Below are 26,446 nucleotides of genomic sequence, written 5' to 3'. Positions count from 1 at the left end.
CGCCCCCCTTCCGGCGCGGGGTGGTTGGTTTTGGTGGGGGGGGGGGGGGGGCCCCCCCCCCCCCCCCCCCCCCGGGGCGCACCCCCCACGACCGTCAACAAAACCACCGGTGCCCGAATTCACCCCCGCGCCGGAGGTTCCCTAGTGCGGTCCCGCGCCGAAGACGAGGTCCGGTCCGGTCGACCGGCCGGGATCGGTGTTGACGCCCTGGAAGTCGACGAGCACGGGGGAGCGGGTGGGGATCCGCGTCCCGCCCAGCTCTATGTCGGCGGAGGTGAACCGCCAGAGGCTGAAGGGCGCCGGGGAGTGCGGGCGCAGGGCCTCCCGGACGAACTCCTCCGTCTCGGCCTCCCCGGTCGCGGCGTGGCCGGCGTCGAGGACGCGCGCGGCCCGCCGGCCGGGGCCGCCGGTGTGACCGGGCGGCGGTGGCGCGTCGCCCCCATCACACGCCTCGGACACTTATTACTACAAGTCGTAGTACTACAATTTGTAGCGAAGAGGTCGGAAGACCGCCAGGTGTTCTCGGAGAGGCGCATGGACGCACCAGGTTCCGCACGGCAGCCGTTCGCGGCCGCCCGCCACCCCGCCCGCAACGGCGGACCCCCGGTTCCCGGACCAGCCGCATCACACGATTTCCAGCGGCGATGACAGCACAACGAAACACCGCTGACACAGACGGCTGACGGACGCGAAACACGCCCCGGGTTGCCTGGGAACCAACGCGGAACACGGGGACGCAGCGTCGCGACGCCCGAGCACGCCACTCGCGAGGAGAAAGCACGCGACATGAGACAACTCGTCGTCATCGGCAACGGCATGGTGGGACACCGTCTGGTCGAAGCGGTCCGGGACCGCGACACCGAGGGCACCTGGGCCATCACCGTCCTGGGCGAGGAGTCCCGCCCCGCCTACGACCGGGTGGCCCTGTCCTCCTACTTCGACGGCGCCACAGAAGCCGACCTGCGCATGCCCGACCTCGTCACCGACGACCGCATCCGGCTGCGGCTCGGCGAGAGCGCCACCTCCATCGACCGCGCCGAGCGCACCGTCACCACCTCCACCGGCGACCGCGTCGGCTACGACGCGCTGGTCCTGGCCACCGGATCCTCCCCGTTCGTGCCGCCGGTCCCCGGCCACGACCTGCCCGGCTGCCACGTCTACCGCACCATCGACGACCTCGAGGCCATCACCGCCACCGCCGAGTTCGCCCGCACCGGCGTCGTCATCGGCGGCGGCCTGCTGGGCCTGGAGGCCGCCAACGCGCTGCGCCTGCTCGGCCTGGAGGCGCACGTCGTCGAGATGGCGCCCTGGCTGATGCCCCGCCAGGTCGACGAGGGCGGCGGCGCCGTCCTGGGCCGCCTCATCGACGACACCGGCGTCGTCGTGCACTCCGGGGCCGCCCTCAGCGGCATCGAGGCCGACGCCGACGGGCACGCCGTCCGCGTGCGCCTGGGCGAGGACGAGGCGATCGACACCGACATCGTCGTGTTCTCCGTGGGAGTGCGCCCCCGCGACGAGCTCGCCCGCCAGAGCGGCCTGGACCTGGGCCCCCGCGGCGGCGTCGCCATCGACACCGCCTGCCGCACCAGCGACCCGCACATCTACGCCGTCGGCGAGTGCGCCAGCGCCGACGGCATGGTCTACGGGCTCATCGCCCCGGGCAACGCCATGGCCGAGGTCGTCGCCGACCGCCTCCTGGACGGCCGGGCCGCCTTCACCGGCTCCGACACCTCCACCAAGCTCAAGCTGCTGGGCATCGACGTGGCCAGCTTCGGCGACGCCCTCGGCGCCGGCGAGAACACCCTCGACGTCGTCGTCAACGACGCCCCCGGCAAGCGCTACGCCAAGCTCGTCATCTCCGACGACGCCCGCACCCTGCTCGGCGGCATCCTCGTCGGCGACGCCTCCGCCTACGCGAGCCTGCGCCCGCTCGTGGGCCGCGAACTGCCCGGCGACCCGCTCGCCCTCATCTCACCCAGCGGCGACGGCGCCGCCATCGGCGTCGACGCGCTGCCCGACGACGCCCAGATCTGCTCCTGCAACGCCGTCACCAAGGCCCAGATCAACCACGCCATCGAGGGCGGCGCCTGCGACATCGCCGCGCTCAAGGGCTGCACCAAGGCCGGGACCAGCTGCGGCAGCTGCGTGCCGATGCTCAAGACCCTGCTGTCCCAGGCCGGGGTCGAGCAGTCCAGCGCCCTGTGCGAGCACTTCACCCACTCGCGCGCCGAACTCGTGCAGATCATCACCGCCACCGGCATCGCCACGTTCTCCGACCTCATCGCCCGGCACGGCACCGGCCGCGGCTGCGACATCTGCAAGCCCGCGGTGGCCTCCATCCTGGCGTCCCTGGGCGGCGGACACATCCTGGAGGGCGAGCAGGCGGCCCTTCAGGACACCAACGACCACTTCCTGGCCAACATCCAGCGCAACGGCACCTACTCGGTCGTACCGCGCATCCCCGGCGGCGAGATCACCCCCGACAAGCTCATCGTCATCGGCGAGGTCGCCCGCGACTTCAACCTGTACACCAAGATCACCGGCGGCCAGCGCATCGACCTGTTCGGCGCCCGCGTCGAGCAGCTCCCCGAGATCTGGCGGCGCCTGGTCGACGCCGGGTTCGAGTCCGGCCACGCCTACGGAAAGTCCCTGCGCACCGTCAAGTCCTGCGTCGGCTCCACCTGGTGCCGCTACGGCGTCCAGGACTCCGTCGGCCTGGCCGTGGAACTGGAACTGCGCTACCGCGGCCTGCGCGCCCCCCACAAGATCAAGGCCGGGGTGTCGGGCTGCGCCCGCGAGTGCGCCGAGGCCCGCGGCAAGGACATCGGCGTCATCGCCACCGAGAACGGCTGGAACCTGTACGTGGGCGGCAACGGCGGCTTCACCCCCCGCCACGCCCAGCTGATCGCCTCGGACGTCGACCACGACACCCTGATCCGCTACATCGACCGGTTCATGATGTTCTACATCCGAACCGCCGACCGGCTCCAGCGCACCGCGCCCTGGATCGAGGCCATGGACGGCGGCCTGGACCACCTGCGCGAGGTCGTCGTCGAGGACTCCCTGGGCATCGCCCGGGAGCTGGAGGCCGACATGGCCCGGCACGTCTCGGCCTACGCCGACGAGTGGCGCGGCGTTCTGGAGGACCCCGACAAGCTCGCCCGCTTCGTGTCCTTCACCAACGCGCCCGGCACCCCCGACCCCACGATCCGCTTCGAGGTCGAACGCGACCAGCCCGTCCCCGCGGGCCCGGTCACCCTGGGCATGCCCGCCCTTCCCACCCACGCGGAGGTGTGATCACCATGACAGTCACGACCCTTACCCACGCCCAGACCTGGGTGGACGCCTGCCCGGCCGACGCGCTCCTGCGCGAACGCGGCGCCGCCGTACTGCTGCCCGACGGAACCCAGGCCGCGCTGTTCCGCCTCTTCGACGGCTCCCTGTACGCCGTCGGCAACATCGACCCCTTCACCGGCGCCGCCGTGATGTCGCGGGGCATCGTCGGCGACCGCGGCGGCGAGCCCACGGTGGCCTCGCCGATGCTCAAGCAGGTATTCTCGCTGCGTACCGGCGCCTGCCTGGACGCCCAGGGCGTCCGGCTGCCCACCTACACCGTTCGTGAGCGCGACACCCGCATCGAGATCGCGGCCAGGCCCGACGGCGAGGTCACGTGAACACCCTCACCAGGCGACAGGACCCCGTGACCGACTCCGCACAGCACAGCAGCGCCTCCCAGGGCGGCGACAACGCGCCCCTGGCCGGGTTCACCGTCGCGGTCACCGCGGCCCGCCGCGCCGACGAGCTGGCCGCGCTCCTGCGCCGGCGCGGCGCCCAGGTGGTGGTGGCCCCGGCGCTGCGCATCGTCCCCCTCAGCGACGACGCCCAGCTCATGGACGTCTCCGAGGCCCTCACCCGGCACCCCGCCGACATCGTGGTGGCCACCACCGGCATCGGCTTCCGCGGCTGGGTGGAGGCGTGCGAGACCTGGGGGACGGCCGAGCCGCTCCTGAACGCCATGCGCTCCTCCCGGCTGCTGGCCCGCGGCCCCAAGGCCAAGGGCGCGATCCGCGCCGCCGGGCTCACCGAGGAGTGGTCGCCGCCGTCGGAGTCCTCCGCCGAGGTCCTGGAGTACCTGCTGGAGGCCGGGGTGGCGGGCCTGCGCGTGGCCGTGCAGCTGCACGGCGAACCGCTGCCGGACTTCTGCACCGCGCTGCGCCTGGCCGGGGCCGAGGTCGTGGAGGTCCCCGTCTACCGGTGGACCGCCCCCGAGAACGTGGGGGCGCTCGACCGGCTCATCGATTCGGTCACCGGCGGCGGCGTGGACGCCGTCACCTTCACCAGCGCGCCCGCGGCCGCCGGACTGCTGGAGCGCGCCCACGCCACCGGCAGCGACGAGCGCCTCACCGCGGCGCTGCGCGGCGACGTCATGGCCATGTGCGTGGGCCCGGTCACCGCCGGCCCCCTCACGGCCCACGACATCCCCACCGTCTGGCCCGCGCGCGCCCGCATCGGGGCCCTGGTCAAGCGGCTCGCCGAAGAACTCCCCGCGACCCGCCCCACCCTCCCGGTGGCCGGGCACCGGCTGCGCCTGCTCGGCCACGCCGTCAGCGTCGACGACGAACCGCGCGCCGTCTCGCCCGCGCCGATGCGGGTCCTGCGCGAACTCGCCCGCCGCCCCGGCCGGGTCCTGGACCGCGCCGAACTCCTGAACTGCCTCGGCGACGCCGACGGCCACGCCGTGGAGACCGCGGTGGCGCGCCTGCGCGCCGCCCTGGGCGACCCCAAGATCATCCAGACCGTGGTCAAGCGCGGCTACCGCCTCGCCCTGGACCCCGGCCACTGCCCGCCCGGGGAGGCGTGATGCGGCCCACCCTGATCCTGGCCGTGCACGGGACCCGCGACCCGCGCGGCACCGAGACCGCCCGCCACCTCGCCGACCGCGTCGCCGAACGGACCGACGCGCCCGTGCGCCTGGCCTTCGCCGACGTACGCGCCCCCGACGTGGCCGCCGTGGCCGCGACCGTCGAAGGCCCCATCGTGGTCGTGCCCGCCTTCCTGGCCGGCGGCTACCACGTGCGCGTGGACATCCCCGGCCAGCTCGCCCGCGCCGGGCGCTCCGACGCGCACGTCACCGACGCGCTCGGCGCCGACCCGCGCCTGGTCGTGGCCGCCGCCGCGCGCCTGGCCGAGGCGGGCCGGCGGCCCGGCGACGCCGTGGTGCTCGCCGCCGCCGGCTCCTCGGACCCCTCGGCCCTGGCCGAGGTCGCCACCGCCGCCGAACGGCTCTCGCGCCTCGTGGAGACCCCCGTGCACGTGGCCTACGCCGCGACCGCCGCCCCCGGAGTGGCCGAGACGGTGGCGCGGCTGCGCGCCCGCGGGCACCGGCGGGTCGCCGTGGCGTCCTGGCTGCTGGCCCCCGGACTCTTCCACACCCGCGTCACCGGATCGGGCGCGGACGCGGTCGCCGCCCCGCTGTGCCCCGACCCCGGCGTGGCCGACACCGTCCTGGAGCGCTACCACGCCGCCCTGCGACCGGTCCCCGCCTGATTCGTGACGGTTTCCCCGCTGATCTTGACCTTTCCGGGGTCTCGGAGACGGTCGAGACCCCGGAAAGGTCAAGATCAGCGACACTTGAACGGGGCAGTCCGGAGGACGACCCTGGAACCATGACCACCCGATCCGGCCGCCGACGCCGCGGGGTCGAGGCCGAGCCGATCCACACCCCCCGACTCGACCTGGAACCGCTGCGCGCGGACGACGCCCACGAGATGGCCGCCGTATTGTCCGACCCCGGCCTGTACCGCCACATCGGCGGCGACCCGCCCGGGGAGGACCGGCTGCGCGCACGCTACGAGACCCTGCTGGAGGGCTCCGACGAACCCGGCGTCTCCTGGTGCAACTGGACCATGCGCCGAAGCGACGACGGCCGGGCCGTGGGCACCGTCCAGGCCACCGTCGGCCCCGACCTGGGCGGGCCGCGCGCCGTCATCGCCTGGATGGTCGGCGCCCCCTGGCAGCGCCGGGGCTACGCCGCCGAGGCCGCCACCGCCCTGATCGGCTGGCTGCACACCCGCGGCGTGCAGACGATCACCGCCCACATCGACCCCCGCAACGAGCCCTCCGCCGCGGTGGCGCGCCGCGTCGGCCTGACCCCCACCGACACCGAGTACCACGGCGAGACCGTCTGGACGGACCGCCCCGCGCCCCGGCGCTGACCGCCGCCAGGGAACCTCCGGCGCGGGGGTGATTCGGGCTCTGCTGGAGTAGGGGCCGTTCCGGACCTGTGACGGCGGGTGGCGGCGGGTACGGGCCGGGGCCGCGACCGCGATGTCCGCTGCGTGAGGGTTTCGTTGACGGTCGTGGGCTTTCTGCCCGTTTCGGGGTCTTAAAGGGCGGAAAGCCCATGATCGTTCCGAGCGAGAGCGGCCCCGCCCCCGGTTGCGGACACCCGCGCGGCCGGTGTCCGAAACCCGCCGCACCCCGCGAGAGCCCGCCCCCACCCCTCCCGACCTGCCGCGATCCGCGCCCCCGATGACCGAAACCCCTGCGCGCGGGTACGGCGGCAGGCCCGCCGGACCCCCGTGACCGAAAACCCGTCGGCGTCTCGCGGGGGAGCTGGCAGGATCGGGCGCATGTCGATGCGCGAACTCACCGTCCTGGGCACCGCCAGCGCGGTCCCGACCAAGCGACGCGGACACAACGGCTACTTCCTGCGGTGGGACTCCCACGGCGTGCTGTTCGACCCAGGCGAGGGGACCCAGCGCCAGATGCGCCACGCGGGCCTGGCCGCGCACGACATCACCCGGATCTGCGTCACCCACTTCCACGGCGACCACAGCCTGGGCCTGCCCGGCGTGGTCCAGCGCATCGCCCGCGACCGCGTCGCGCACCCCGTCCGGGCGGCCTACCCGGCGGCGGGGGAGCGGTACTGGCGGCGGCTGCGCCACGCCACCCCCTTCCACGACACCGACGTCGTCGAACCCCAGCCGGTCAGCGGGGACCGCGCGCTCCTGGGCGGGGAGGCGGACCTGACCGTCACCGCGCTGCCCCTGGCGCACTCGGTCCCCACCTACGGCTACCGGCTCGCCGAACCGGACGGCGTGCGGATCCTGGCCGGGCCGCTCGCCGAGCGCGGGATCACCGGTCCGCTGGTGGGGCGGCTCAAGGCGGACGGCTTCGTGCTGGACGCCCGGGGGCGCCGCGTGGAGCTGGCCGACCACAGCGAGGCGCGGCCCGGGCAGGTCTTCGCGTTCGTGATGGACACCGGGATGTGCGAGAACGCCGTGCGCCTGGCCCTGGGCGCGGACCTGCTGGTGATCGAGTCCACCTACCTGGAGGCCGACGCCGCGCTGGCCGAGCAGAACCTGCACCTGACGGCGGCCCAGGCGGGCCGGATCGCGGAGGAGGCCGGGGTGCGGCGCCTGGTACTCACCCACCTGTCCGAACGCTACGGCGACGAGGACGACCCGTTGTTCGTGGAGCAGGCCGCCGCGCACTTCGGCGGGGACGTCGTCCTGGCCGCCGACCTGGACCGCGTGGCGGTGCCGCCACGCCGGGCCTGAGGGAAACGTCCACCGCCCCGGACGGTGTTTCCCGCCAAGGAACCGTCAAGTACAGTGACGAATCGCACAAAGGAGACCGATAGGGTTCCGTAACCCTTTCGTGATCAATAGTGTCTGTCGCGGCGGCCACCGCTCCACCCGGCCGCCCTCCACCCCATGCCCCGGGTGGGTCCGCTGCGCCCCGCGTCGCCCCCGGCCGACGGCCCCTCCACCGCGCAGCGCGTTCCTGTCGCCTTTCGAAGGATCACTCGCTGTGGGTAGAAGATCCGCGCACGCCGCGCGCCGCAAGTCCAGACGAGTCGTCGTCGTCTCCGCCGCCGCCCTGGCCGTACTGACCGCGGGCGGCACCGCCGCCTTCGCGTTCAGCGACCTGGGCGCGGACCCCGATCCGACCGCGAACACGGCCACCGTCCCCGACGCGGACACCTCCCGGCCACAGGGATCCGCGCCGCCGCCAGACCCCCAGGCCCGGGAGCAGGCGCGGGCCCAACGCGACGAGGTCGTCGACGAGGCGTCCCGGTCCGCGCAGATCCAGGCCGCGCAGGCCACCCAGGAGCCCGAGCCCGACGAGGGCTCCGACGACGGCCGGGGCTCCTCCGACCTCACCCCCAGCGGGGAGGGCGGCCAGTGCGAGGCCTCCATGTACGGCGACCCGCAGCCCACCGCCTCGGGCGAGACGTTCGACCCCTCGGCGATGACGGCCGCGCACAAGACCCTGCCGTTCGACACCATGGTCAGGGTCACCAACACCGCCAACGGCAAGAGCGTCACCGTGCGCATCAACGACCGCGGCCCCTACATCGCGGGCCGCTGCCTGGACCTGAGTACCGCGTCCTTCTCGATGATCGCCCCACCCGGCCAGGGCGTCGCCCAGGTCGAGTGGGAGGTCGTGAGCTAGCGGCACCTGGCCGGGCCGCCCGTCCTCCCCGCCGATCGTGACCTTTCCGGGGTCTCGGCCACTCCCGAGACCCCGGAAAGGTCACGATCGGCGGGGAGGACGGGCACCGAGCACGTTCCGCAGGCGCTCGGCCATCACCCACTCCTGGCCGACCGGCAGGAGCGGCTCCACGTCGGGGGCGTCATCGGTGCGGAACGGCTCCCACACCATGCACCACATCCCGTCCCGCATGACGACGACCTGCTTCGCGCTCCCGTTCCGAGCGGTGAGGCTCCGGGTCCTCGCGTCGAGCCCGACGACGCTCACCCCCTTCGCCCGTAGCGCCCTGACCAGGTTCCTCATCGCTGTACGCGGCGCGGCCGATCCGGCCGGCCGCTCCCGGGGGTCCGTGGAAGGGGTGTCCATGCCCTCCACTCTGGCGCCACGAGCGACCCCGCACCATGGCCTCTACCGGACACGGCGAAAACCGGTCTGCGGCTGTCAGAACGTGGCGGCCGGTGGTGTCCTTGTGTCATGCCGGAGGAACGCAAGCCACAGTGGGTCAGGTTCGGTGCCGGCCTGCGGAAGGCCCGCGAGATCGCGGGAGTCTCCCAAGCCCAGGCGGCGCGGGCCACAGGGTGGTCGAGGTCGACGATCAGCGCGCTGGAGACGGGGTTCCGGTCCCCGCAGCGCTCCCAGGTCGAGGCGCTCGACCACCTGCTCGCCACAGGCGGGGCGCTCATGAGGCTGTGGGTGTCGCTGGCCAACAACGTGGACGCCCCCGAGTGGTTCCGCGACGTGCTGGCGCTGGAACGCGAGGCGTCCGTGATCCGCGAGTACCAGTCGATGCTCGTGCCCGGCCTGCTCCAGACCGCGGACTACGCCCGCGCGGTGATCAGGTCGGGGAGCCCGTGGTTCTCCCCGCAGAAGGTCGAGTCCCTCGTCGAAGCCCGTGTGCGCAGGCACGAGGTGCTGTCGAAAACAGGCCGCCCGGTAGCCTGGTTCGTGGCGGACGACGTGGCATTCCGTCGGCGCATGGGCGGCCCGGCCGTGATGAGGGCGCAGTTGGAGCGGCTGCTCGAACTGAGCGGGGACGTGATCCGGCTCCAGGTCCTTCGCAGCGAGCCGAACACGCACCCCGGCCTCGGGGGCCCCTTCCGGATCATGAATTTCACCGACAGGCAGCAGGTGGGGTACGCGGAGCACACGCTGGGCGGGGAGCTGACCAGCGACACGCGGGAGGTGGAGGAGCTGAACCTGATGTTCGGCGCGATCCAGGGCGAGGCACTGTCACCGGGCGCGTCCGTCGACTTCGTCCACGCCGCCCTGAAAGGAACCTGAATGGAACCGAACTGGCGTACCTCCAGCTACACCGGCCCCAACGGCGGGAACTGCGTCGAGGTGGCCGGCACCGGCGACGTGGTGCTGGTGCGCGACACCAAGAACCGGGCCCTCGGCCACCTGAGCTTCGTCGCGGGGGAGTGGTCCGCGTTCGTCGCCGGACTGCGCGCGTCCGTGAGCCGCCGCGAGGACGGCCACCAGGGGGTTTTGCGGCGGGCCTCGCCCTCCCCCGGTCGGCGGTGAGCGCGTCCAGGTGCGGCCGGCCATGAGGCCGACCGATCACCGCCCCGCCCTCCGAGGACCGGGCGGCACCGGACGCCCCACGGGTGTGGGGTCCGTGCCCCGCGCCCTACTGCCAGGTCGCGGTGTCGGGGTCGATGCCGTGGGCGCGCGCGCTGGCGTCGACGATCCGGCGGAACCACGTGGCGAGGCCGGTGCGGACGCCGTCGTAGTGGGCGGCGAATTCCGGATCGGCCTCGTACATGCGGCCGAGGCAGACCTGCATCCGCCGGGTGAGGGGGAAGTACGAAGCGAAGACCTCGCGGTGCCGTTCGACGAGACGGTTCGCTTCCGGGCTGCCGGGCGCGACGCCGGCGTCCATCGCGTCCCCGAGGGCGCGGTCGAGGCCGGTCACGGCGTCGGCGACGGCCCGCCATTCCCCGGGGCCGCGAGAGGCCGAGCGTTCGGCGTACTGCAGCCACTGCGTCGTGTCCCCGTAGCGCCGGCGGGCTCGGGCGGGCCAGTCCGGGTTCCACCGGGGGCCGAAGACCGCGACCTGCTGCTCGGCGGTCAGCAGCAGGCCGCGCTCGTGGGCGTCGATCATCCGGTCCAGTCCGGCGCCCAGCCGCTGGAGGCGGTCGATCCGTTCGGCGACCTGGGCGCGCTGCGCGCGCAGCGCGCCGGGCACGTCCACGGTCGGGTCGTCCAGGACGGCCCGGATCCCGTCCAGGCCGAGACCGGTCTCGCGGTAGACGACGACGCGGTGCAGGCGTTCCAGGTCACCGGCGGTGTAGAGCCGGTAGCCGGCGGCCGTGCGCAGCGACGGCCGCGCCAGGCCGATCTCGTCCCAGTGGTGCAGCGCGCGGACCGTCACTCCCAGGCGCGCCGAGACCTGGCCGACGGTCAGGCCGTCGCTGCCGGGGGTGTCAGGCATGCTCCTCATTGTGGCCGCGATCGACGTCCGGTGGGGTGATCCCGATGGCTTCGAGGTTCCGCGCCTCCTGGCCGGCCGGGTCCAGGGGCTTCGCCGCGGTGAGGACGATCCGCGCGTTCTCGGGGGTGGTCACCTCCACGTCGCGGGTGTTCCAAGGGGTGTCCCGCGGACCGTCGACCGAGTCCGGGCGCAGCGCGCGGCATGCCTCGACAAGGGAGTCGACCTGGCTGAGCACGCACGCGAAGCTGAGGCTCATCGCCGGCGCCCGCTCCGGAACGCTCTGGGCCGAGAGGAGGAGGACGTCCTGGAACGCCCACCGGCGCAGGTGCACGAGCCTGCCCGGGATGCCGAACAGCTCGAAGAACCCGAGCCCGCGAATCCAGAAGTCCGTCGACTCCGCCAGATCGCTCGTGGGGATCGTCGCGAACGCGGGCATCCCGTAGATGCCGCGGAAGGGCTCCGGCGGAACCGCGTCCGGGCCGGGAGCGGGTACGGGGCTGGTCTCGAACGCGTTGTAGTAGTCGCTCATGCGCCCCACTCTCCGGCCTCACGCGACGTGAGGGTCAAGCCGGGTCCGTGAGAACCCCACCCCTCCCGTCCTCCCGGCCGCCCTCCCGGAGGAGGCGCGGCCCGGAGCGGGGAACGGAGGCCGGGGAAATGACCAAGAAGCGATGGACGGTCGGCGCCGGATGGTCGACGGCGGCCATCGGCATCCCGCACACCGCGGTCTTCCCGCCCCGCCCCTACTGGGAGGAACGACTCTCCCGCGGGCTGCGCTCGGGCGGCGACGCGTCCCTGTCCGTGTTCCGGGCGCTGCCCGGGAGCCTCGCCGCCCCCCTGGTCCTGTCGGGCCTACTGGTGGCGCGGCTGGGCACTGGGCGGCCGGGCGGCCGAGTGCGCGCCGCTCACCGGCCCCAGCGGCTTCCTTCCGGGCCTGGTCCCGGCCGGACTGCTCGTCGCCGGGGGCCCGCGGGCCCGGTTCCCCCGAGGCCGCGGTGCCGAAGGACCGCACGGCGGCCCCCAGGGGCGCAGGCCGCCACCGCGCGACCACTACGTGGCAGAATGCCCCGCAGGTCTCGACAGTGGCGGGGGTGACCGGTGTTCCGTACCGGATCGGGGTGGGTCGTCTCACCCACCGATCTCGTGGACGCGATGGAGTGCGAGCACCGCAGCGCGCTCAGGAGCGCGCTGGCCGCGGGCGTCGACGGCGCCCCCGCGCCCGCCGCCGTCGACCCGCTGGTCGCCAGCAGCGGCGCCGCGCACGAACGCGCCGAACTGGAACGGCTCACCGCGCTGTTCGGCGACGGCGTGGTCACCATCGCCAACCCCCTCCCCACCGAGGCCGCCATGACCGCGGCCGCCCAGGCCACCCGCGACGCCATGCTCGCCGGAGCCCCCGTCATCTACCAGGGCGTCTTCTACGAGCCCATCCACCCGGGCGCGGCCTTCCACGGCCGCGCCGACTTCCTGATCAGCACCGCGGTCGACCCCGCCACCGGGCAGCGCCGCGACGAGACCCACAAGGCCGTCTACGAGCCGTGGGACACCAAGCTCGCCCACCACGCCCGCCCCGGCGCCGTACTCCAGCTCGCCGCCTACGCCGAGGCGCTGGGCCGCATGGAACTGGGCGAACCCGAGCACATGTACCTGCTCACCGGGGACGGGCACACGCACGCGCTGCGCGTCGCCGAATACCTGCCCTTCCTGCCCCAAGTACGCGAACGCCTGCTGGCCCGACTCGGCCAGGAGCCGACCCTGCCCTCCCCCCTGTGGGGGGAGCCCTGCCACTCCTGCGAGGGCTGCGGCTACGCGGCGCTGTGCGCGCAGGGCCGCACCCAGGCGCGGCACCTGTCACTGGTGGCGGGCATCCGCGGCGACCAGGCCGCCAAACTGCGCGACGCGGGCATCGACACCATCGACGCGCTGGCCACCGCCCTCGACGCCGACCGCCCCGCGATGCTGCCCCGGCACTCCTACGCGCGGCTGCGCGAGCAGGCCGCCCTCCAGGTCCGCCAGGACGCCACCCGCACCCCCGACAACCCCACCGGCACCGTCATCGCCCAGGTCCACTCCGACGAGGGCCTGGCGATGCTGCCCGAACCCGCCCCCGGGGACGTGTTCTTCGACATGGAGGGCTACCCCTACCACGAGGGCCGCGGCCTGGAGTACCTCTTCGGCGCCGTCACCCTGGAGCACGGCCAGGAGCGGTTCCACGCCTTCTGGGCGCACGACCGCGCCCAGGAACGGAAGGCGTTCGAGGACTTCGTGGACTTCGCGACCGCCCGCGTCGACGCCGACCCCGGCGCGCACGTCTACCACTACGCCTCCTACGAGGTGGACCGGCTCAAATCGCTGGCCGCGGCCTTCGGCACCCGCGAGGCCGAAGTCGACGACCTGCTGCGCGAGCGCCGCCTGGTGGACCTGTACACCGTGGTCAAGAAGAGCCTGCGCGTCTCCCAGCGCTCCTACTCCATCAAGTACCTGGAACCGCTCTACCTGGACGCCGGCCGCTCCGGGGAGGTCGTGACCGCCTCGTCCAGCATCGACGCCTACGCCGAGTACGTCTCCGCCCGCGAGACCGGCGACACCGAGCGCGCCGACAAGGTCCTGGCCGGGATCGCCGCCTACAACCGCGACGACTGCGTGTCCACCGCGCGGCTGCGCGACTGGCTGGAGGAGAAGCGCGACGAGCACGGGGTGACCGCGCGCCCGGTCGGCCAGGGCGTGCTCGTGGCCGAGGACGCCGCCGAACGCGCCGCCGAGGCCGCGCGGCGGCGCGCCGAGATCGAGGCGCAGCAGCGGGCGCTCACCGGCCCCCTCCTGGAGGGCGTGCCCGCCGAGCCCTCGGCCCGCGACTCCGAGGACCGGGCGCGGGCGCTGCTGGCCGCGCTCGTGGGCTACTACCGGCGCGAGGAGGCCCCCGTGTGGTGGGACTACTTCCGCCGGGTCTCGGCGCCCATGGAGGAACTGGAGACCGACACCGACTGCCTGGTCCCGGTACGGGTCCGCGCGGGGGAGTGGCAGGAGCCCGTGGGACGCCAGCGCAAGTCCCGGCGCGAGATCCTGATGCTCGCCGACACCACCCGCCCCCACCCCTTCAGCGCCGGGGACGGCGTGCGGCTGCTGTACCCGGGACCGCCCGGACAGCCCGCCGACACCGTCGCGGCCACCGTGGAGCGCGCGAGCGCCGAACGCGTCACACTGGTGGAGACCGGCGACCCCGGCGACGTGTACGCCCGCGTCCCCGCAGCGGTGCTGCCGGGCTCCCCGGTACGCGCCGCGCCCAAGGACCAGGCGCTGTTCGAACTGGTCGAACGCGCCGTCGCGGGCCTGCCCCACCCCGTGGAGCTGGCCGGGCTGGACGTGCTGCGCCGCGTCCCGCCCCGGCTGCGCGGCGGCGGCCCGCTGCCCGACCCCGCCCTGTTCGACGGGGACCTGGTCGCCGCGGTGATCGCCGCGGTGGACCGCCTGGACTCCTCCTACCTGGCCGTGCAGGGACCGCCCGGCGCGGGCAAGACCTACCTGGCGGCGCGCCTGATCACCCACCTGGTCGCCCAGGGCAAGAGCGTGGGCGTGTGCTCGACCAGCCACAAGGCCATCGAGAACGTCCTGTCCGCCGCCGTGCGCGCGGCCGCCGAGGCCGGGACCCCACTGCCGTGCGCCAAGCGCCCGCCCAGCGGGAGGAAACCCGACCCGGACCTGCCCTGGGACCAGCCCAAGCAGGTCAGGGACCTGGCCGCCTGGCGGGCCGGGCGCGAGGGCGGCTCCCTGGTGGGCGGCACCGCGTGGAACCTGGCCAACGAGAGCGTGCGCGCCGAACCGTTCGACGTGCTGATCATCGACGAGGCCGGCCAGTTCGCACTCGCCGACACCCTCGCCGTCTCCTCCTCCGCCCGCTCCCTGGTCCTGCTGGGCGACCCCCAGCAGCTGCCGCAGGTCGTACAGGGCACGCACGGCGAGGGCGCGGCCTCCTCCGCCCTGGAGCACCTGGTGGGCGACGCCGAGATCATCGACGCGTCCACGGGCTACTTCCTGGACCAGACCCGCCGCATGCACCCCCGGGTGTGCGCCCCGGTGTCGCGGCTGTCCTACCGGGGGCTGCTGCACGCGCACCCCTCGGCCGCCGGGCGGTCGCTGGCCGGCGTCGACGCGGACCTGTACCGCGTCCCCGTCGAGCACGCCGGGCGCAGCACCCACAGCCCCGAGGAGGTCGAGGCCGTGGTGGCGCTGGCCCGGAGCCTGGTCGGCACCGCCTTCACCGAGCCGGGCGCGCCCGCGCGGCCCCTGGACGGCTCCGACATCCTCGTGGTCGCGCCGTTCAACCTCCAGGTGCGCTCACTGCGCACCAGCCTGGAGGCCGCGGGCCTGGACGGGGTGCGCGTGGGCACCGTGGACCGCTTCCAGGGCCAGGAGGCGCCGGCGGTGATCTGCTCGATGACGGTGTCCAGCGCCGCGGACGTGTCGCGGGGGCTGGACTTCGTGCTGTCGCGCAACCGCCTCAACGTGGCGCTGTCGCGCGCCCAGGTCCTGGCGGCGCTGGTCTACTCCCCCCGCCTGGTCGCGGCGGCGCCGCGCTCGGTCTCCGAACTGCGCGTCCTGGCGGGCTTCTCGGGCCTGTGCACGCGGGCCCGCGACTGGACCCCGCCCCCGGCCGGGCCAGACCCCTCCGGTGACCTCGGATGGACGTGACCGGCCCCTTCCCCCAGTAGGGTGTCCAGTCGAGCGGCCCCCCGACTCCGCTCCCACCCGGCCGGAGGACGGATGTCGCCCAAGAAGAAGAACCCCCGCGGACCGCGCCCCCGACAGCGCGACGGCGCCGGGACCCCCGCCACCGCGGGCACCGCGAAACGGGTGCCGCTGGTGGTCGAGGACCCGCGACCGCGCTGGCCGCTGCTGCTGTGGGGCCTGCTGACCATCCTGTGGGTCCTGGGATCACTGGCGTCCTTCATGATGGTCCTGGCCTCGGCGGGGGTCATGCCCGAGGACGTCACCGACGCCACCCGCCGCGAAGGAGCGTGGGCGCTGGTGTGGCTCCTGCTCTTCGCCCTGGCGGTGCCCCTGGCCGGCGCGGCCGGCGCGGCGCTGCTGCGCCGCCGCGTCGCCGCGGTCATGTTCGTCTTCGCCCTGCTGCTCTCCGCCGCGGGCCTGTGGACGGTCGCCTCCCCCACCGCCCTGTGGGAGGCCCTGTCCGGCGGGTTCTCCTCGCGGTGACCGGCGACACCACGCGGGCCGTCCCGCCGGACGTGGGCCATCATGGGGCCGTGACGACCCACGGGGAACCCCACGAGACGACACCCGACCTTCCCGAGCCGGTGCGCGCCCGGCTCGAACGCGGCACGCCCAGCGTGCTGGTGGACACGCGGGCGCTGGAGGCGGTGCGCCGCCGCTTCGACGCCGAGCAGGCCCACGCCCTGGGCCGCTACCTGGCCGCCGCGCAGTCGGCGAACACATTGCGCGCCTACCGGTCGGACTGGGTGGCGTTCACCGCCTGGTGCCTGGACCAGGGCCGCCAGTCGCTCCCGGCCGACCCCGTGGACGTGGCGGTGTACCTGGCGGCCGCCGCCGAGGCGGTCCGCCCGGGCGAACCCGCCCGGTGGGCGATGGCCCCGGCGACGCTGGAACGCAAGGCCGCGGCGATCGCGTCGGTGCACGGCGCGCACGGACTGCCCTCACCCACCCGCGCCGACGTGGTGCGCATGACCCTGCGCGGCATCCGGCGGCGCAGGCGCGCCGCCCCCGACCGCAAGCGGCCGGTGCTGCTGAGCACCCTGGAGGCGCTGCTGGACGAGCGGCCCGCCCCCGGCCACCCGGGCGGGGCGGCGCGCCGCAGGGACGCGCTGCTGCTGCTGGCGGGGTTCGCGGGCGCGCTGCGCCGCAGCGAACTCGCCGCGCTGACCTTCGACGACGTGGCCGTGGACACCGACCCCAGGACCGGCGAGCCGCTGCTGCTCGTGCGCCTGTCCGTCACCAAGACCGACCAGGAGGGCAGGCACCAGTCCCAGGTGGCGCTGCCGCGCGGACGGCGGCGCGGAACCTGCCCGGTGTGCGCCTTCGCCGACTGGGCAGACCTGCTCCAGGCGCACCGCGACGGCGGCGCGGACCGGGTCCGCGCCCTCCTGGCCCACGACACCGACGCCCAGGACCCCGTCGGCCACCGCTGCCACACCTACACGGGCACCGACCTGGCGGACGGCTCGGCCCGGCCCGTGTTCCCCGCCGTGGACCGGCACGGCACGATACGCGGGCGCGCGGTCTCGGACCGGGCCGTCGCGGAGCTGGTCAAGCGCTACGCCCGACGGGCCGGACTCGACCCCTCGGTGTTCAGCGGGCACTCGCTGCGGTCGGGGTTCGCCACCCAGGCCGCGCTGGGCGGGGCCAGCGACCGCGAGATCATGCGCCAGGGGCGGTGGACCAACCCGCGCACCGTCCACGGCTACATCCGGATCGCCAATCCGCTGGAGGACAACGCTGTGACCAGGCTCGGCCTGTGACCCCGCTGTTCCCGGAATATGGAAGGATGCCCGGGTGATCGATGCTTTTCGTGCCGCCTTTCAGGAGCTGATCGACGCCTCCCTCCTGGGGGACCCTCAGCGCTTCGGTCCCGCGGTGGGCAAGGTCTACGGTCTTGCCTCGCGCGTCCCGTCATCGGAACGGGAGATCGCCCTGGAGGCGTTGGGACCGATCTTCTCGGGCCACCACACCGGCCCCGGGGTCGAGGCCGACCTGACGGTCGTGGCCGGCGCCTTCGTGGAGATGGGGACCGCGCCCGGGGCTACCGGGATCGAGGTGCTGCGCCTGCTGCGCGAGGTCGGAAAGGCCGCGGGCGTGTTCCTGCACGCCTGGGAGAACACCGGCGGCGGCCCCCCGCCCGAACCCGAACGGGTCACCGCCGCCGACGAGAAGCGGGTCGCGGCGACCCTGGGCGACTCCGCCTCGACGGCCACCCTGTGCTGGTGGACCGCGCGCCGCTACGGCCTGTCCGCCAAGACGATGCTGAGCGTCGCCGGGGTGCGCTCGGCGATCCGCCGCGACCCGGCCGCGCACAGCGACCTGCTCGCCATCGCCGGCCAGCTCTCCGCGCACCTGCCCGAGTACGGCGAGGTGTCGGCGCTGCTGCGCATGGACGAGGTGTCCGGCGCCCTGGTACTGGACCGGGCCTCGCGCAGGGGGTTCCGGGTGCGCTTCGAGGGCATCGGCGACAACTTCCAACTGCACACGCTGTTGGCGAACGCGCTCATCGGGGAGCAGGGGCGCGGCCTCGGCGGCGAACGGCCCGACCCGCGCTGGGTGGCGGCCTTCGAGAACTCCGACCCCGACCCGCAGGCGCGCGTGGTCCACGGCTGGTGGAACCTGGTCGGCGCGGACGGCACCTGGGTGTGGAACGAGGGCGTCCCGGCGGACATCCCCCTCCTGGAGGGCGAGCGCATCCTGATCCTGGAGGAGCAGACGTACCCGCGCTCGTGGAACGCCGGACGCCTGTACCCGCTGGTCGCGGGCTCCCTGCGGGTGACCGAGGAGCTGGACCGCGACGAGGCCGCGCGCTGGTGGTCGCTGATCGAACCCGAGGAGGCCCCGGAGCCGCGGTTCGACGCGTCCCCGGCCGATCCCTTCGCCCCCCAGCCCCCGTCCACGCCGTCGTGGTGGGACGCCCCCGCGAGCCCGGCGGAGCAGTTCTTCGCCGAGCCCGAGCCGCCCCGTCCCGTGTCGGAGCCCTCCGGGCCCGAGCGGCGCTTCGACGCCGAGCCGTTCACCGGGACCCCGTTCGCCGAGCCCGAGCGGTTCGGCGGGACCCCGTTCGCGGCTCCCGAGCCGTCCGCTCCTGTGGAGCCGTCCGCCCCGGAACCGCCCCGACCCACTCCGCCGCCCGAACCCGAACGGTTCGGCGGAAACCCGTTCACGGCTCCCGAGCCGTCCGCTTCTCCGGTGTTTCCCACCGAGCCCGAGCGGCCCCACTCCGCGTCGGCTCCGCCGCCCGAGCCCGAGCGGTTCGGCGGGACCCCGTTCGCGGCTCCCGAGCCGTCCGCTCCTGTGGAGCCGTCCGCCCCGGAACCGCCCCGACCCACTCCGCCGCCCGAACCCGAACCCCTCGCCCCCGAGCCTCCGGCCGCCCCGGAGCGGCGGCCCCCGTCCGTGGCCACGGCGGCCACCGAGGTGTTCAGGGCGCTCACCGACGCCGACCTGGCCGCCTACGACGAACGCGTCCGAGCGGGCGAGCGGCCCGACGCCGCGCCGAGCGCCGCCACCGAGGTGTTCACCGCGTTCACCGACGCCGACCTCGACGCCTACGCCGCGGAGAAGGCCCGGAACGAGGAGCCCTCGGCCGAACCGGACGAGGAGGACACCCGCGACGGCGGCGCCCCGGGCTCCCGGCTGCTCCCTCCACTGCCTCCCGGGGTCTCCGACAACTCCGGTTGGGGACCCAGCTGGCTGTGACCGAGGGCCCGGGCCTCCGCGCCCTCAGGCGGCGCCCCGGGCGGCCGCGTCAGCGGCGAAGCCTCCCTCCTCCTCGTCGTCCTCGTAATCGTCGTCGTTGAAGGCGTGCGCCCCGCGAGGACGGTAGCTGCGCCAACGCGAGGGCCAGAACACCGGCACCAGCATGGCCAGCGCCAACGGCAGGTACAGGCCCGACTCCAGCAGAACGACCGCCCCGGGCAGGCCCGGGACGAGCACGGAGCCGGGGACGAGGTCGACGAGCCCCGGACGCAGCAGGTGCACGGCGGTGAACCCGGCCAGGCCCAGCCCCGCGACACCCGGCACGAGCGGGGTCAGCCGGGGAGGGACGAGCACCAGAGCCAGGACCAGCGCCAGCACGCCGAGCGTGCCGAGGGTGGCGAGCCCGCCGACACCGAGGAACGTGCCGCCGGAACCCGCCAGGGCGGTGACACGGGGCAGGACCCAGCCGCTGCCCAGCAGGACCACGGGCGCCAGCAGCAACCCGATGATGAGTCCGAAGAAATGTCGCACGGGGGGTGGCTCCTCTCAAAATTACGAGCACCCTACCGATAAATATTGCATTACGGACATATCGCCGGTGGATATTGTTCGGCGCGAACGGAGCGGCCCCTCCGTCCCGGGAGCGGCCCTTCCGCCGGCGCCCTTGCCAACGGCCCCCACACGGCGCCGACGTCTCCGGACGACCGGCTGACCGGTGCCCGGTCAAGCGGTCGATGGCGGCCTACCGCCGCTGACCAGGACACACGGAAACCCCCGTCGACGATCTAGGGTGGATGCCGTGAGTACTCCAGAGGACCCCGCCGTCCACGACCCCGACGTCGTCGACCTGGCCACCACGATCTTCGACCTCGCCCGCTCCGGTGACACCGAGACGCTCGACGCCTACCTCGAGGCGGGCGCCCCGGTGAACCTCACCAACGACAGCGGCGACACCCTCGTCATGCTGGCCGCCTACCACGCGCACCCCGACACCGTCGCCCGCCTGTGCGAGCGCGGCGCGGACGTCAACCGCCTCAACGACCGAGGCCAGTCGCCGCTCGCGGGCGCGGTGTTCAAGGGGGCCGACGCCGTCGTGGAGGTGCTGGTGGCCAACGGCGCGGACCCCGCGGCCGGACACCCCTCGGCCGCCGACTCCGCCCGCATGTTCGGCAAGGAGCAGTACCTGCGCCTGTTCGACCGGAACCGGTGAACCCCCCCAGCGGCCCCGGACCGGGCGCCGGCGGCGCCCGGTCCGGCCCCGAGGGGACGACCGGCCACCGACGGGGAAGGATGAGGGCGGAGCGCGAACGCCACCGCGAACGGGGGACCGATTGAGCGAACCACCCCGCCCCGACCCCGTCCTGGACCCCGACCTGCCCGCCCAGGACCGCGCGCTGCTGCGCGCCGACCCCGACGCGCTCATCCCCGCCCGCGCCCCCACCCCCGCCGAACCCGAGGCGGTGTGGCGCTTCCCCCTCGCCCGGTGGCTCCTGGAGCACCCCGTCGCCGCGTCCGTCACCACCGTCGTCGTGCTCCTGGCCGGCGCCCGCCTGCTCTCCCGCGTCCTCCTCCTCGTCCTGCCCGTGCTGGCGGCCGTGTTCGTGGTGGCGCTGCTGGCCACCGCCCGCCGCGACAAGGAGCCGCCGGCGCGCGCCGCGGCGCGCCGCCACCACGGCCGCTACGTCACCGCCGCCGACCTGGACGACGACGCGGCCCGCCTCCTGGCGCGCGCCCAGCGGGCCGCGACCGCGGTCAGGGCCGCGCGGGTGGTGCGCTCGGGGCACATCGACGCCGTGGACAACACCGTGGTCCTGGAACACCAGCTGTGGGAGACGGCCACGACGCTGCGCCGCATCAGCGACCTTCGCGCCCGCGCCGTCCCCACGCCCGACGCCTCCGACGACATCGCCGAACTCCTCGCCCGGCGCCGCCGCGTCCTGGAGGCCGCGCGGGAGTCGGCGGCCGCGCGGGTGACGGCCCTGGAGGACTACGCCGAACGGGTCGCCGAAGCCGAACGCACCCTCGAACGGGCCACGGCGCTGCACCGCCTCCTGGCCGAGCAGGAGGAGCTCACGGACCTGCTGGCCGCCACCGCGGCCGACGAGCACGCGGTACGCCACCTGGCCGAGCTCACCGAACGCGCCGCCACCGCCCAGGAGGGCCTGCGCCGCGCCGCCCGGGAGGCGGGCGAAGCCGCCCGTCGGCTGCCCGGGACCGGATGAGGCGCGCCGGGCCTCTCGTCAGGACCAGTCCACGCCGTAGCCGTGCTCCAGGTAGCGGACCCCGCCGCCCGCGGGGTCCAGGAACGCGGTGATCCGCCTCGCCTGCCGCTCGGGCAGGAACTCGGCGAGGCGGCCCGACTCGACCAGCCGCGCGGCGCTCAGCTCGTCGGGAGGCAGGCGCACCGCGTCGAACTGCCCCCGGGCGAGCGTCCCGGCGAACACGAACACGGTCGCGGGCCGCCCGTCCGGGCTGAGCTGCCCCGGCAGCCAGTCCACCCCCACCAGGCCGCGCAGCACGGGCGCGAAGCCGAGCTCCTCCACGCACTCGCGCCGACACGCCTGGAGCGGCGACTCGCCCATCTCGATGACCCCGCCGGGCAGCCCCCACCCCGACCGGTAGGTGGGCTTGACCAGGAGCACCCGCCCGGTGTCGTCGCACAGCAGCGCGGTGGCCGCGCCCCGGGTGCGCGGCAGGCTCTGGAAGAACTCCAACTCGGTGTCGGCCATGGCCTGAACCCTAGCCACCGAAGGCCCTCCGGCACAGGGCCGGGTTCCCCCGAGGGCAGGGGACCCCACCCCGCGAAAGCCCCTCAGGCGAAGCGGCGGCCGTGCTCGCGCGCGTAGCGCCTCTTGAACGCCGCGCGCAGCCGCGCGGACTCGGCGGGATCGTCGTGCCGCCGCTCCTCGTACTCCTCCGAGGAGATCGCGTGCGAAGCGTAGTGGTCGTAGCCCGGGTCGCCCGGACGCAGCACCGCCACCCCGCAGCCGACCGCCGGTTCGTCCGGGTCGACGTAGCTGACGGGGACGTGAAGACTTCCGTCCGGGTAACGGACCGCGAGTACACGCCTCATCCCATCACCCCGTAGTTGTTCTGGAAGTACTCCAACACATCGTAGGCGAGCCCCTCCCGGCCATCGAGCATGTCCACCAGCACCTTGTCCTTGCGCGACAACGTGATGGCGAAGCACTCGGCCCACCACTCGTGCCGGCGGTGCCAGTACTCCTCGGCCAGGTGCGGCAGGCACGCCTCGTGCAGGTCACGCCACCGGCGCGTCTCGGACATCATGCGGTCGGCGAGGTCGAGCACGTGCCCGATCTCGTGGTACACCAGCGACGCCGACGCGTGCGGGTTCCCGCCCAGGACCAGGAACCCGAAACGGTAGATCCCGGTCAGGCGGTCGAAGGTCGGGGAGAGGGGGTCGTCGGGGTCGACGGACACGCCCCTGAGGTGGTTGAAGCAGTTGAGGTCGGCCACCGACCCCTCCCCGATGTAGATCCCGTTGACCTCGTCGATGACGCGGTCCACCAGGGGGAGGGGCAGGCCGGCCAGCGCCTCGATGTGGTCGATCACCCGGGGGGAGGGGACGGTCCCCGCGGGCCACCTCCGGTGCAGCACCGCCTCCAGGCGCCCCAGGTGCCGCCGCCCGTCGTCGGGGAGCGGACGCGCGCCCGGGGGGTGCGGGCCGCATTCCATGCGTTCGTTCACGTTTAAGCAACATAGGACCTGTTGGGGGGTGCTGTGGCCTTCGGGGGCGCGTCCTGCCCTCCCGCGGCGCCCGAAACCGCGTTCCGGACATCCCCGAACCCCCCGCGCCGCCGGGCCGGACCCCGCCGCCCCGGCGCGGCCGGCGGGAAGCTCAGTAGGATCGCGGGGACCGGCGAGATCCCGCCACCGGCCGTTTCGAGGCGGGAAGAAAAGAGGGAGGCTCCGTGACCGAGGGCGTCACACGGGACCGCGCGCCAGGACTGGCGTTCGCGTTCGCCTCGGCGCTCGCCTTCGGCGGCTCGGGCCCCTTCGCCCGCCCCCTCATCGACGCCGGCATCGACCCCCTGCACGTGACCTGGCTGCGCCTGGCCGGAACCGCGCTGCTCCTGCTGCCCGTCGCGATCCGCCGCCGCCACGCCCTGCGCGCCCACCCGTGGCTGCTGCTGGCCTACGGGGTGTTCCCCATGGCGGGCGTCCAGGCGTTCTACTTCGCCGCGATCTCCCGCGTCCCCGTCGGGGTGGCGCTGCTCATCGAGTTCCTCGGCCCCGTCCTGGTCCTGGCCTGGATCCGCCTGGTGCGCCGCGCCCCCGTCTCCCGCGCCGCGGTGGTCGGCGTGGTCCTGGCCGTGGCGGGCCTGGGCTGTCTGGTGGAGGTGTGGGCGGGCGTGCGGCTGGACGCCGCCGGACTCGCGCTGGCCCTGGGCGCGGCCGCCTGCCAGGCCGGATACTTCCTGCTGTCGGACGCCGCGGGCCGCGACGTCGACCCGCTCGCCGTCATCTCCCACGGCGCGATCGTCGCCACCGCCCTGATCACCCTCCTGGCCCGCCCCTGGACCCTGCCCTGGGAGCTGCTGGCCGGAACCGTGCGCATCGCCGGGGTGGACACCCCGGCGATGGTGTCGGTGCTCTGGCTGGTCCTGGTGTCCACGGCCCTCGCCTACGTCCTGGGCGTCGCGGCGGTGCGCCGCCTCTCGCCCGTGGTCGCCGGAGCCGTCGCCTACCTGGAGGTGGTGACCGCGATCGTGCTGGCCTGGCTGATGCTGGGCGAGACCCTCAGCCCCGCCCAGATCGCCGGAGCGGTCGTCGTGGCGGCGGGCGCGTTCGTCGCCCAGACCTCCGTGGCCCCGGCCCCCGCCCCCGACCACACGCCCCCGGCCCCCTCGCGCTCCCCCAGGACACCCCCGCCTGACAGCCCCCCCAGGACACGGCACGAACGGACCACGACCACACACCGAACTCCCCCCGGCGGGGGAGGCGACCCACACACGGATCTGCGACGATACTGCGCGTGACCACCGTGATCCGCCGGGCCCTGGCGCCCCTGCACCAGCCCCGGACCTACACCCGCTGGGCATACCTGATCCTCGGCGGAGCGGCGTTCGTCCCCTACCTCATGGCCACACTCGTCATCCTCTTCCTCCTCATCTACCAGGGCGGCCCCATCGGCCCCACCGCCCCCGCCACCGAACCCACCACCACCGACACCATCGGCCTGACCGCCAGCCTCCTGACCGCGCTCACCCTGATCGCCGCGACCGCGCTCGTCCCCGGAACACGCGCCTTCGTCGCGCACACCACCGCCACCCTCCTGGGCGGCCCCCTCCAGGACCACCCGCCCTCCTCCGAGGGCGGACGCGCCCGCACCGCCGGATGGCTCGTCGTCCACCTGACACTGGGCTTCACGGTGTGCCTGCTGACCATGGTCACGCTGTCCGAGGCCGCGCTGCTCATCCTGGCCCCCCTCACCGGCTGGGGCGCCGCCGACCCCGACCGCCAGGGCCTCATCGCCCCGCTCATGACCGACGAGGCCATCCCCCGGTGGGGCCCGCTCGTCGGCACGGCCGAAACCCTGACCCTGCTCTACCTCGTCGCCGGCCTGGGCGCGGCCCTGGCCCGCCTCGCCCCCCGCCTCCTGGGCCCCTCGCCCGCCGAACGCCTGGCCGCCGCCCAAGCACGCGCCGACTCCCTGGCCGAACGCAACCGGCTCGCCCGCGAACTCCACGACTCCATCGGACACGCCCTGTCCGTGGTCGCCCTGCAGGCCGGAGCCGCCGAACGCGTCATCGACGCCGACCCCGCCTTCGCCCGCACCGCCCTCGCCGCGATCGCCGACACCGCGCGCACCGCCACCGCGGAACTCGACCACGTCCTGGGCCTGCTGCGCGAGGACCGCGCCCCGGCCGCCCCGCCGCGCACCCTGGCCGACCTGGACGCCCTCGTCGACGCCACCCGCGCCGCCGGCGCCCGCGTCGACGCCCGCCTCACCGGCGACCCCGCCCGCGTCCCCGGCGTCGTCTCCCGCGAGACCTACCGCGTCTGCCAGGAGGCCCTCACCAACGCGCTGCGCCACGCCCACGGCGCGCCCGTCACCCTGACCGTGCGCGTCGACACCGAACACCTGAGCGTGCACGCGGCCAACCCGCTGCCCGCCGCGCCCCGGCGCCGCACCCGCGGCGGACGCGGCCTGGCCGGAATGGGCGAACGCGTCCACCTGCTGGGCGGCACCCTGGACGCCGGCCCCCATGACGGGCACTGGCGGCTCGCCGCCCACATCACCTGGAAAGGACACCGAGCATGCCCACAGTCGCCCTCGTCGACGACGAGGCCCTGATCAGGGCGGGCCTGCGCGCCCTCATCGACGCCGAAGCCGACCTGAGCGTGTGCGGCGAGGCCGGAGACGGCGCCGACGTCCCGGACCTGGTGCGCCGCACCCGCCCCGACGTGGTGCTCATGGACGTGCGCATGCCCCGCGTCGACGGCATCCAGGCCACCCGCGCCCTCGCCGCGCTGGACACGCCCCCCAAGGTCGTCGTCGTCACCACCTTCGAGAACGACGACCACGTGTACGCCGCGCTGCGCGCCGGAGCCCAGGGCTTCCTCCTCAAACGCGCCCTGCCCGAGGACATCCTCACCGCCATCCGCCTCGTCGCGCGCGGCGACTCCCTGCTGTTCCCCGCCGCCATCCGCACCCTGGCCGCCGCGCACGCCCACCCCGCCGAACCCTCCGCGCGCGCGGTGGCCTCCCTCACCGACCGCGAGGCCCAGACCCTGGCCCTCATGGCCCGGGGCCTGTCCAACGCCGAGATCGCCCAGACCCTGTTCGTCGGCGTGCAGACCGTCAAGACCCACGTCTCCAACATCCTGGCCAAGCTCGGCGTACGCGACCGCACCCAGGCGGTCGTGGCCGCCTACGACTCCGGCCTCATCACCCCGGGAGCCCCCCGGTGACCCCCGGCCCGGCCCCGCGACGGCATCCGCCTCCCGCGTCGGCGCGGCACTAGGGCGTGTCTTCAAATGTCATGCCCACATCAGGAGTGAGGCGAGGGTGACGGCTGCTCTGTAGGACTGAGAGGTCTTGTCGTACCGGGTCGC

The 26,446-nt window shown here is 74.5% G+C and carries 26 protein-coding genes; 18 read left to right on the top strand and 8 right to left on the bottom strand.

The annotated features are described in order from the left end of the window. Nucleotides 1-141: 141 nt before the first annotated feature. Nucleotides 142-459, bottom strand: a complete 318-nt coding sequence (locus EV190_RS24230; protein WP_243742741.1) for a cytochrome P450 — start codon at nt 457-459, stop codon at nt 142-144. Nucleotides 460-786: 327 nt separating this feature from the next. On the opposite strand from EV190_RS24230, the gene nirB reads away from it, so the two are divergent. The 7 genes from nirB (at nt 787) to EV190_RS24385 (ending at nt 8,460) form a co-directional block, all read left to right on the top strand. Further along, nucleotides 787-3,297 (top strand): nitrite reductase large subunit NirB, encoded by a 2,511-nt coding sequence (gene nirB / locus EV190_RS22835; RefSeq protein WP_133743678.1) that lies wholly within the window; start codon nt 787-789, stop codon nt 3,295-3,297. 5 nt (nt 3,298-3,302) lie between these two features. Further along, nucleotides 3,303-3,674 carry a nitrite reductase small subunit NirD gene (gene nirD, locus EV190_RS22830; RefSeq protein WP_133743677.1) on the top strand — a complete coding sequence of 124 codons (372 nt, stop codon included), beginning with the start codon at nt 3,303-3,305 and terminating at the stop codon, nt 3,672-3,674. Between the two features lie 26 nt (nt 3,675-3,700). Next, nucleotides 3,701-4,861 carry a uroporphyrinogen-III synthase gene (locus EV190_RS22825; protein WP_133743676.1) on the top strand — a complete coding sequence of 387 codons (1,161 nt, stop codon included), beginning with the start codon at nt 3,701-3,703 and terminating at the stop codon, nt 4,859-4,861. Further along, nucleotides 4,861-5,547, top strand: coding sequence for a sirohydrochlorin chelatase (locus EV190_RS22820; RefSeq protein WP_133743675.1), 687 nt, complete (start codon nt 4,861-4,863; stop codon nt 5,545-5,547). Before EV190_RS22825 ends, EV190_RS22820 begins: the two co-directional genes overlap by 1 nt. A gap of 119 nt (nt 5,548-5,666) precedes the next feature. Beyond that, complete coding sequence (locus EV190_RS22815; RefSeq protein WP_133743674.1) at nt 5,667-6,215, top strand: GNAT family N-acetyltransferase; 549 nt, start codon at nt 5,667-5,669, stop codon at nt 6,213-6,215. A gap of 417 nt (nt 6,216-6,632) precedes the next feature. Continuing rightward, the gene (locus tag EV190_RS22810) at nt 6,633-7,562 is read left to right on the top strand and encodes a ribonuclease Z (RefSeq protein WP_133743673.1); all 930 of its coding nucleotides are present in this window, start codon (nt 6,633-6,635) and stop codon (nt 7,560-7,562) included. Between the two features lie 253 nt (nt 7,563-7,815). Continuing rightward, entirely contained in the window at nt 7,816-8,460 is a 645-nt protein-coding gene (locus tag EV190_RS24385; protein ID WP_279536637.1) for a septal ring lytic transglycosylase RlpA family protein, read from the top strand. A gap of 81 nt (nt 8,461-8,541) precedes the next feature. Here the strand turns inward: EV190_RS24385 and EV190_RS22800 are convergent, their stop codons facing one another. Further along, on the bottom strand, nt 8,542-8,865 hold the full coding sequence (locus EV190_RS22800; protein ID WP_133743672.1) for a hypothetical protein: 324 nt from the start codon (nt 8,863-8,865) through the stop codon (nt 8,542-8,544). A gap of 108 nt (nt 8,866-8,973) precedes the next feature. Here EV190_RS22800 and EV190_RS22795 point away from each other — a divergent pair, with 108 nt between their 5' ends. Next, nucleotides 8,974-9,780 (top strand): helix-turn-helix domain-containing protein, encoded by an 807-nt coding sequence (locus EV190_RS22795; protein ID WP_133743671.1) that lies wholly within the window; start codon nt 8,974-8,976, stop codon nt 9,778-9,780. Then, nucleotides 9,781-10,023: a DUF397 domain-containing protein gene (locus tag EV190_RS22790; RefSeq protein WP_133743670.1), complete on the top strand. Its 243-nt coding sequence runs from the start codon at nt 9,781-9,783 to the stop codon at nt 10,021-10,023. It begins immediately after the preceding gene. A gap of 106 nt (nt 10,024-10,129) precedes the next feature. On the opposite strand, the gene EV190_RS22785 is transcribed toward EV190_RS22790, so the two are convergent. Together EV190_RS22785 and EV190_RS22780 are read right to left on the bottom strand one after the other, a co-directional pair. Continuing rightward, nucleotides 10,130-10,933: a MerR family transcriptional regulator gene (locus tag EV190_RS22785; RefSeq protein ID WP_133743669.1), complete on the bottom strand. Its 804-nt coding sequence runs from the start codon at nt 10,931-10,933 to the stop codon at nt 10,130-10,132. Beyond that, a complete protein-coding gene (locus tag EV190_RS22780; RefSeq protein ID WP_133743668.1) occupies nt 10,926-11,462 on the bottom strand; it encodes a VOC family protein in 537 nt (178 codons plus the stop codon). Before EV190_RS22780 ends, EV190_RS22785 begins: the two co-directional genes overlap by 8 nt. Before the next feature lie 569 nt (nt 11,463-12,031). Here EV190_RS22780 and EV190_RS22775 point away from each other — a divergent pair. The 4 genes from EV190_RS22775 (at nt 12,032) to EV190_RS22760 (ending at nt 19,366) form a co-directional block, all read left to right on the top strand. After that, complete coding sequence (locus EV190_RS22775) at nt 12,032-15,622, top strand: TM0106 family RecB-like putative nuclease (protein WP_133743667.1); 3,591 nt, start codon at nt 12,032-12,034, stop codon at nt 15,620-15,622. 72 nt (nt 15,623-15,694) lie between these two features. Next, on the top strand, nt 15,695-16,144 hold the full coding sequence (locus EV190_RS22770; protein ID WP_133743666.1) for a hypothetical protein: 450 nt from the start codon (nt 15,695-15,697) through the stop codon (nt 16,142-16,144). 50 nt (nt 16,145-16,194) lie between these two features. Beyond that, a complete protein-coding gene (locus tag EV190_RS22765) occupies nt 16,195-17,424 on the top strand; it encodes a site-specific integrase (protein WP_133743665.1) in 1,230 nt (409 codons plus the stop codon). 34 nt (nt 17,425-17,458) lie between these two features. Further along, the gene (locus tag EV190_RS22760; RefSeq protein WP_166655530.1) at nt 17,459-19,366 is read left to right on the top strand and encodes a hypothetical protein; all 1,908 of its coding nucleotides are present in this window, start codon (nt 17,459-17,461) and stop codon (nt 19,364-19,366) included. A 24-nt stretch (nt 19,367-19,390) separates the two neighbouring features. On the opposite strand, the gene EV190_RS22755 is transcribed toward EV190_RS22760, so the two are convergent. Continuing rightward, nucleotides 19,391-19,897, bottom strand: coding sequence for a hypothetical protein (locus EV190_RS22755; protein ID WP_133743663.1), 507 nt, complete (start codon nt 19,895-19,897; stop codon nt 19,391-19,393). 268 nt (nt 19,898-20,165) lie between these two features. Here EV190_RS22755 and EV190_RS22750 point away from each other — a divergent pair, with 268 nt between their 5' ends. Together EV190_RS22750 and EV190_RS23590 are read left to right on the top strand one after the other, a co-directional pair. Further along, a complete protein-coding gene (locus EV190_RS22750) occupies nt 20,166-20,576 on the top strand; it encodes an ankyrin repeat domain-containing protein (protein WP_133743662.1) in 411 nt (136 codons plus the stop codon). A 121-nt stretch (nt 20,577-20,697) separates the two neighbouring features. Continuing rightward, nucleotides 20,698-21,588 (top strand): hypothetical protein, encoded by an 891-nt coding sequence (locus EV190_RS23590; protein ID WP_166655529.1) that lies wholly within the window; start codon nt 20,698-20,700, stop codon nt 21,586-21,588. An 18-nt stretch (nt 21,589-21,606) separates the two neighbouring features. On the opposite strand, the gene EV190_RS22740 is transcribed toward EV190_RS23590, so the two are convergent. The 3 genes from EV190_RS22740 to EV190_RS22730 all read right to left on the bottom strand — a co-directional run bounded on the left by EV190_RS22740 (nt 21,607) and on the right by EV190_RS22730 (nt 23,074). After that, complete coding sequence (locus tag EV190_RS22740) at nt 21,607-22,095, bottom strand: NUDIX domain-containing protein (RefSeq protein WP_133743661.1); 489 nt, start codon at nt 22,093-22,095, stop codon at nt 21,607-21,609. An 83-nt stretch (nt 22,096-22,178) separates the two neighbouring features. Beyond that, nucleotides 22,179-22,439, bottom strand: coding sequence for a hypothetical protein (locus tag EV190_RS22735; RefSeq protein ID WP_133743660.1), 261 nt, complete (start codon nt 22,437-22,439; stop codon nt 22,179-22,181). Continuing rightward, nucleotides 22,436-23,074 (bottom strand): hypothetical protein, encoded by a 639-nt coding sequence (locus EV190_RS22730; protein WP_133743659.1) that lies wholly within the window; start codon nt 23,072-23,074, stop codon nt 22,436-22,438. Before EV190_RS22730 ends, EV190_RS22735 begins: the two co-directional genes overlap by 4 nt. A 224-nt stretch (nt 23,075-23,298) precedes the next feature. Between EV190_RS22730 and EV190_RS22725 the strand changes: the two genes are divergently transcribed. The 3 genes from EV190_RS22725 to EV190_RS22715 are packed head-to-tail and all read left to right on the top strand — an operon-like array spanning nt 23,299 to nt 26,302. Further along, nucleotides 23,299-24,366: an EamA family transporter gene (locus tag EV190_RS22725; RefSeq protein WP_133743658.1), complete on the top strand. Its 1,068-nt coding sequence runs from the start codon at nt 23,299-23,301 to the stop codon at nt 24,364-24,366. Then, nucleotides 24,363-25,685, top strand: a complete 1,323-nt coding sequence (locus tag EV190_RS22720; RefSeq protein ID WP_243742740.1) for a sensor histidine kinase — start codon at nt 24,363-24,365, stop codon at nt 25,683-25,685. Before EV190_RS22725 ends, EV190_RS22720 begins: the two co-directional genes overlap by 4 nt. After that, a complete protein-coding gene (locus EV190_RS22715; protein WP_133743656.1) occupies nt 25,649-26,302 on the top strand; it encodes a response regulator in 654 nt (217 codons plus the stop codon). Before EV190_RS22720 ends, EV190_RS22715 begins: the two co-directional genes overlap by 37 nt. Nucleotides 26,303-26,446: the final 144 nt, after the last annotated feature.

The sequence above is a fragment of the Actinorugispora endophytica genome, assembly GCF_004363075.1.
GTDB lineage: Bacteria > Actinomycetota > Actinomycetes > Streptosporangiales > Streptosporangiaceae > Actinorugispora > Actinorugispora endophytica.
Note: the sequence above shows the minus strand (reverse complement) of the source record. Positions and strands in the feature narration are given on the sequence as shown.

What these genes read in the sequence shown, in the direction of transcription:
- nirB (WP_133743678.1), top strand. Translation starts at nt 787, where the DNA reads ATGAGACAACTCGTCGTCATCGGCAACGGCATGGTGGGACACCGTCTG.
- nirD (WP_133743677.1), top strand. Translation starts at nt 3,303, where the DNA reads ATGACAGTCACGACCCTTACCCACGCCCAGACCTGGGTGGACGCCTGC.
- EV190_RS22820 (WP_133743675.1), top strand. Translation starts at nt 4,861, where the DNA reads ATGCGGCCCACCCTGATCCTGGCCGTGCACGGGACCCGCGACCCGCGC.
- EV190_RS22815 (WP_133743674.1), top strand. Translation starts at nt 5,667, where the DNA reads ATGACCACCCGATCCGGCCGCCGACGCCGCGGGGTCGAGGCCGAGCCG.
- EV190_RS22810 (WP_133743673.1), top strand. Translation starts at nt 6,633, where the DNA reads ATGTCGATGCGCGAACTCACCGTCCTGGGCACCGCCAGCGCGGTCCCG.
- EV190_RS22800 (WP_133743672.1), bottom strand. Translation starts at nt 8,865, where the DNA reads ATGGACACCCCTTCCACGGACCCCCGGGAGCGGCCGGCCGGATCGGCC.
- EV190_RS22795 (WP_133743671.1), top strand. Translation starts at nt 8,974, where the DNA reads ATGCCGGAGGAACGCAAGCCACAGTGGGTCAGGTTCGGTGCCGGCCTG.
- EV190_RS22790 (WP_133743670.1), top strand. Translation starts at nt 9,781, where the DNA reads ATGGAACCGAACTGGCGTACCTCCAGCTACACCGGCCCCAACGGCGGG.
- EV190_RS22785 (WP_133743669.1), bottom strand. Translation starts at nt 10,933, where the DNA reads ATGCCTGACACCCCCGGCAGCGACGGCCTGACCGTCGGCCAGGTCTCG.
- EV190_RS22780 (WP_133743668.1), bottom strand. Translation starts at nt 11,462, where the DNA reads ATGAGCGACTACTACAACGCGTTCGAGACCAGCCCCGTACCCGCTCCC.
- EV190_RS22770 (WP_133743666.1), top strand. Translation starts at nt 15,695, where the DNA reads ATGTCGCCCAAGAAGAAGAACCCCCGCGGACCGCGCCCCCGACAGCGC.
- EV190_RS22740 (WP_133743661.1), bottom strand. Translation starts at nt 22,095, where the DNA reads ATGGCCGACACCGAGTTGGAGTTCTTCCAGAGCCTGCCGCGCACCCGG.
- EV190_RS22735 (WP_133743660.1), bottom strand. Translation starts at nt 22,439, where the DNA reads ATGAGGCGTGTACTCGCGGTCCGTTACCCGGACGGAAGTCTTCACGTC.
- EV190_RS22715 (WP_133743656.1), top strand. Translation starts at nt 25,649, where the DNA reads ATGCCCACAGTCGCCCTCGTCGACGACGAGGCCCTGATCAGGGCGGGC.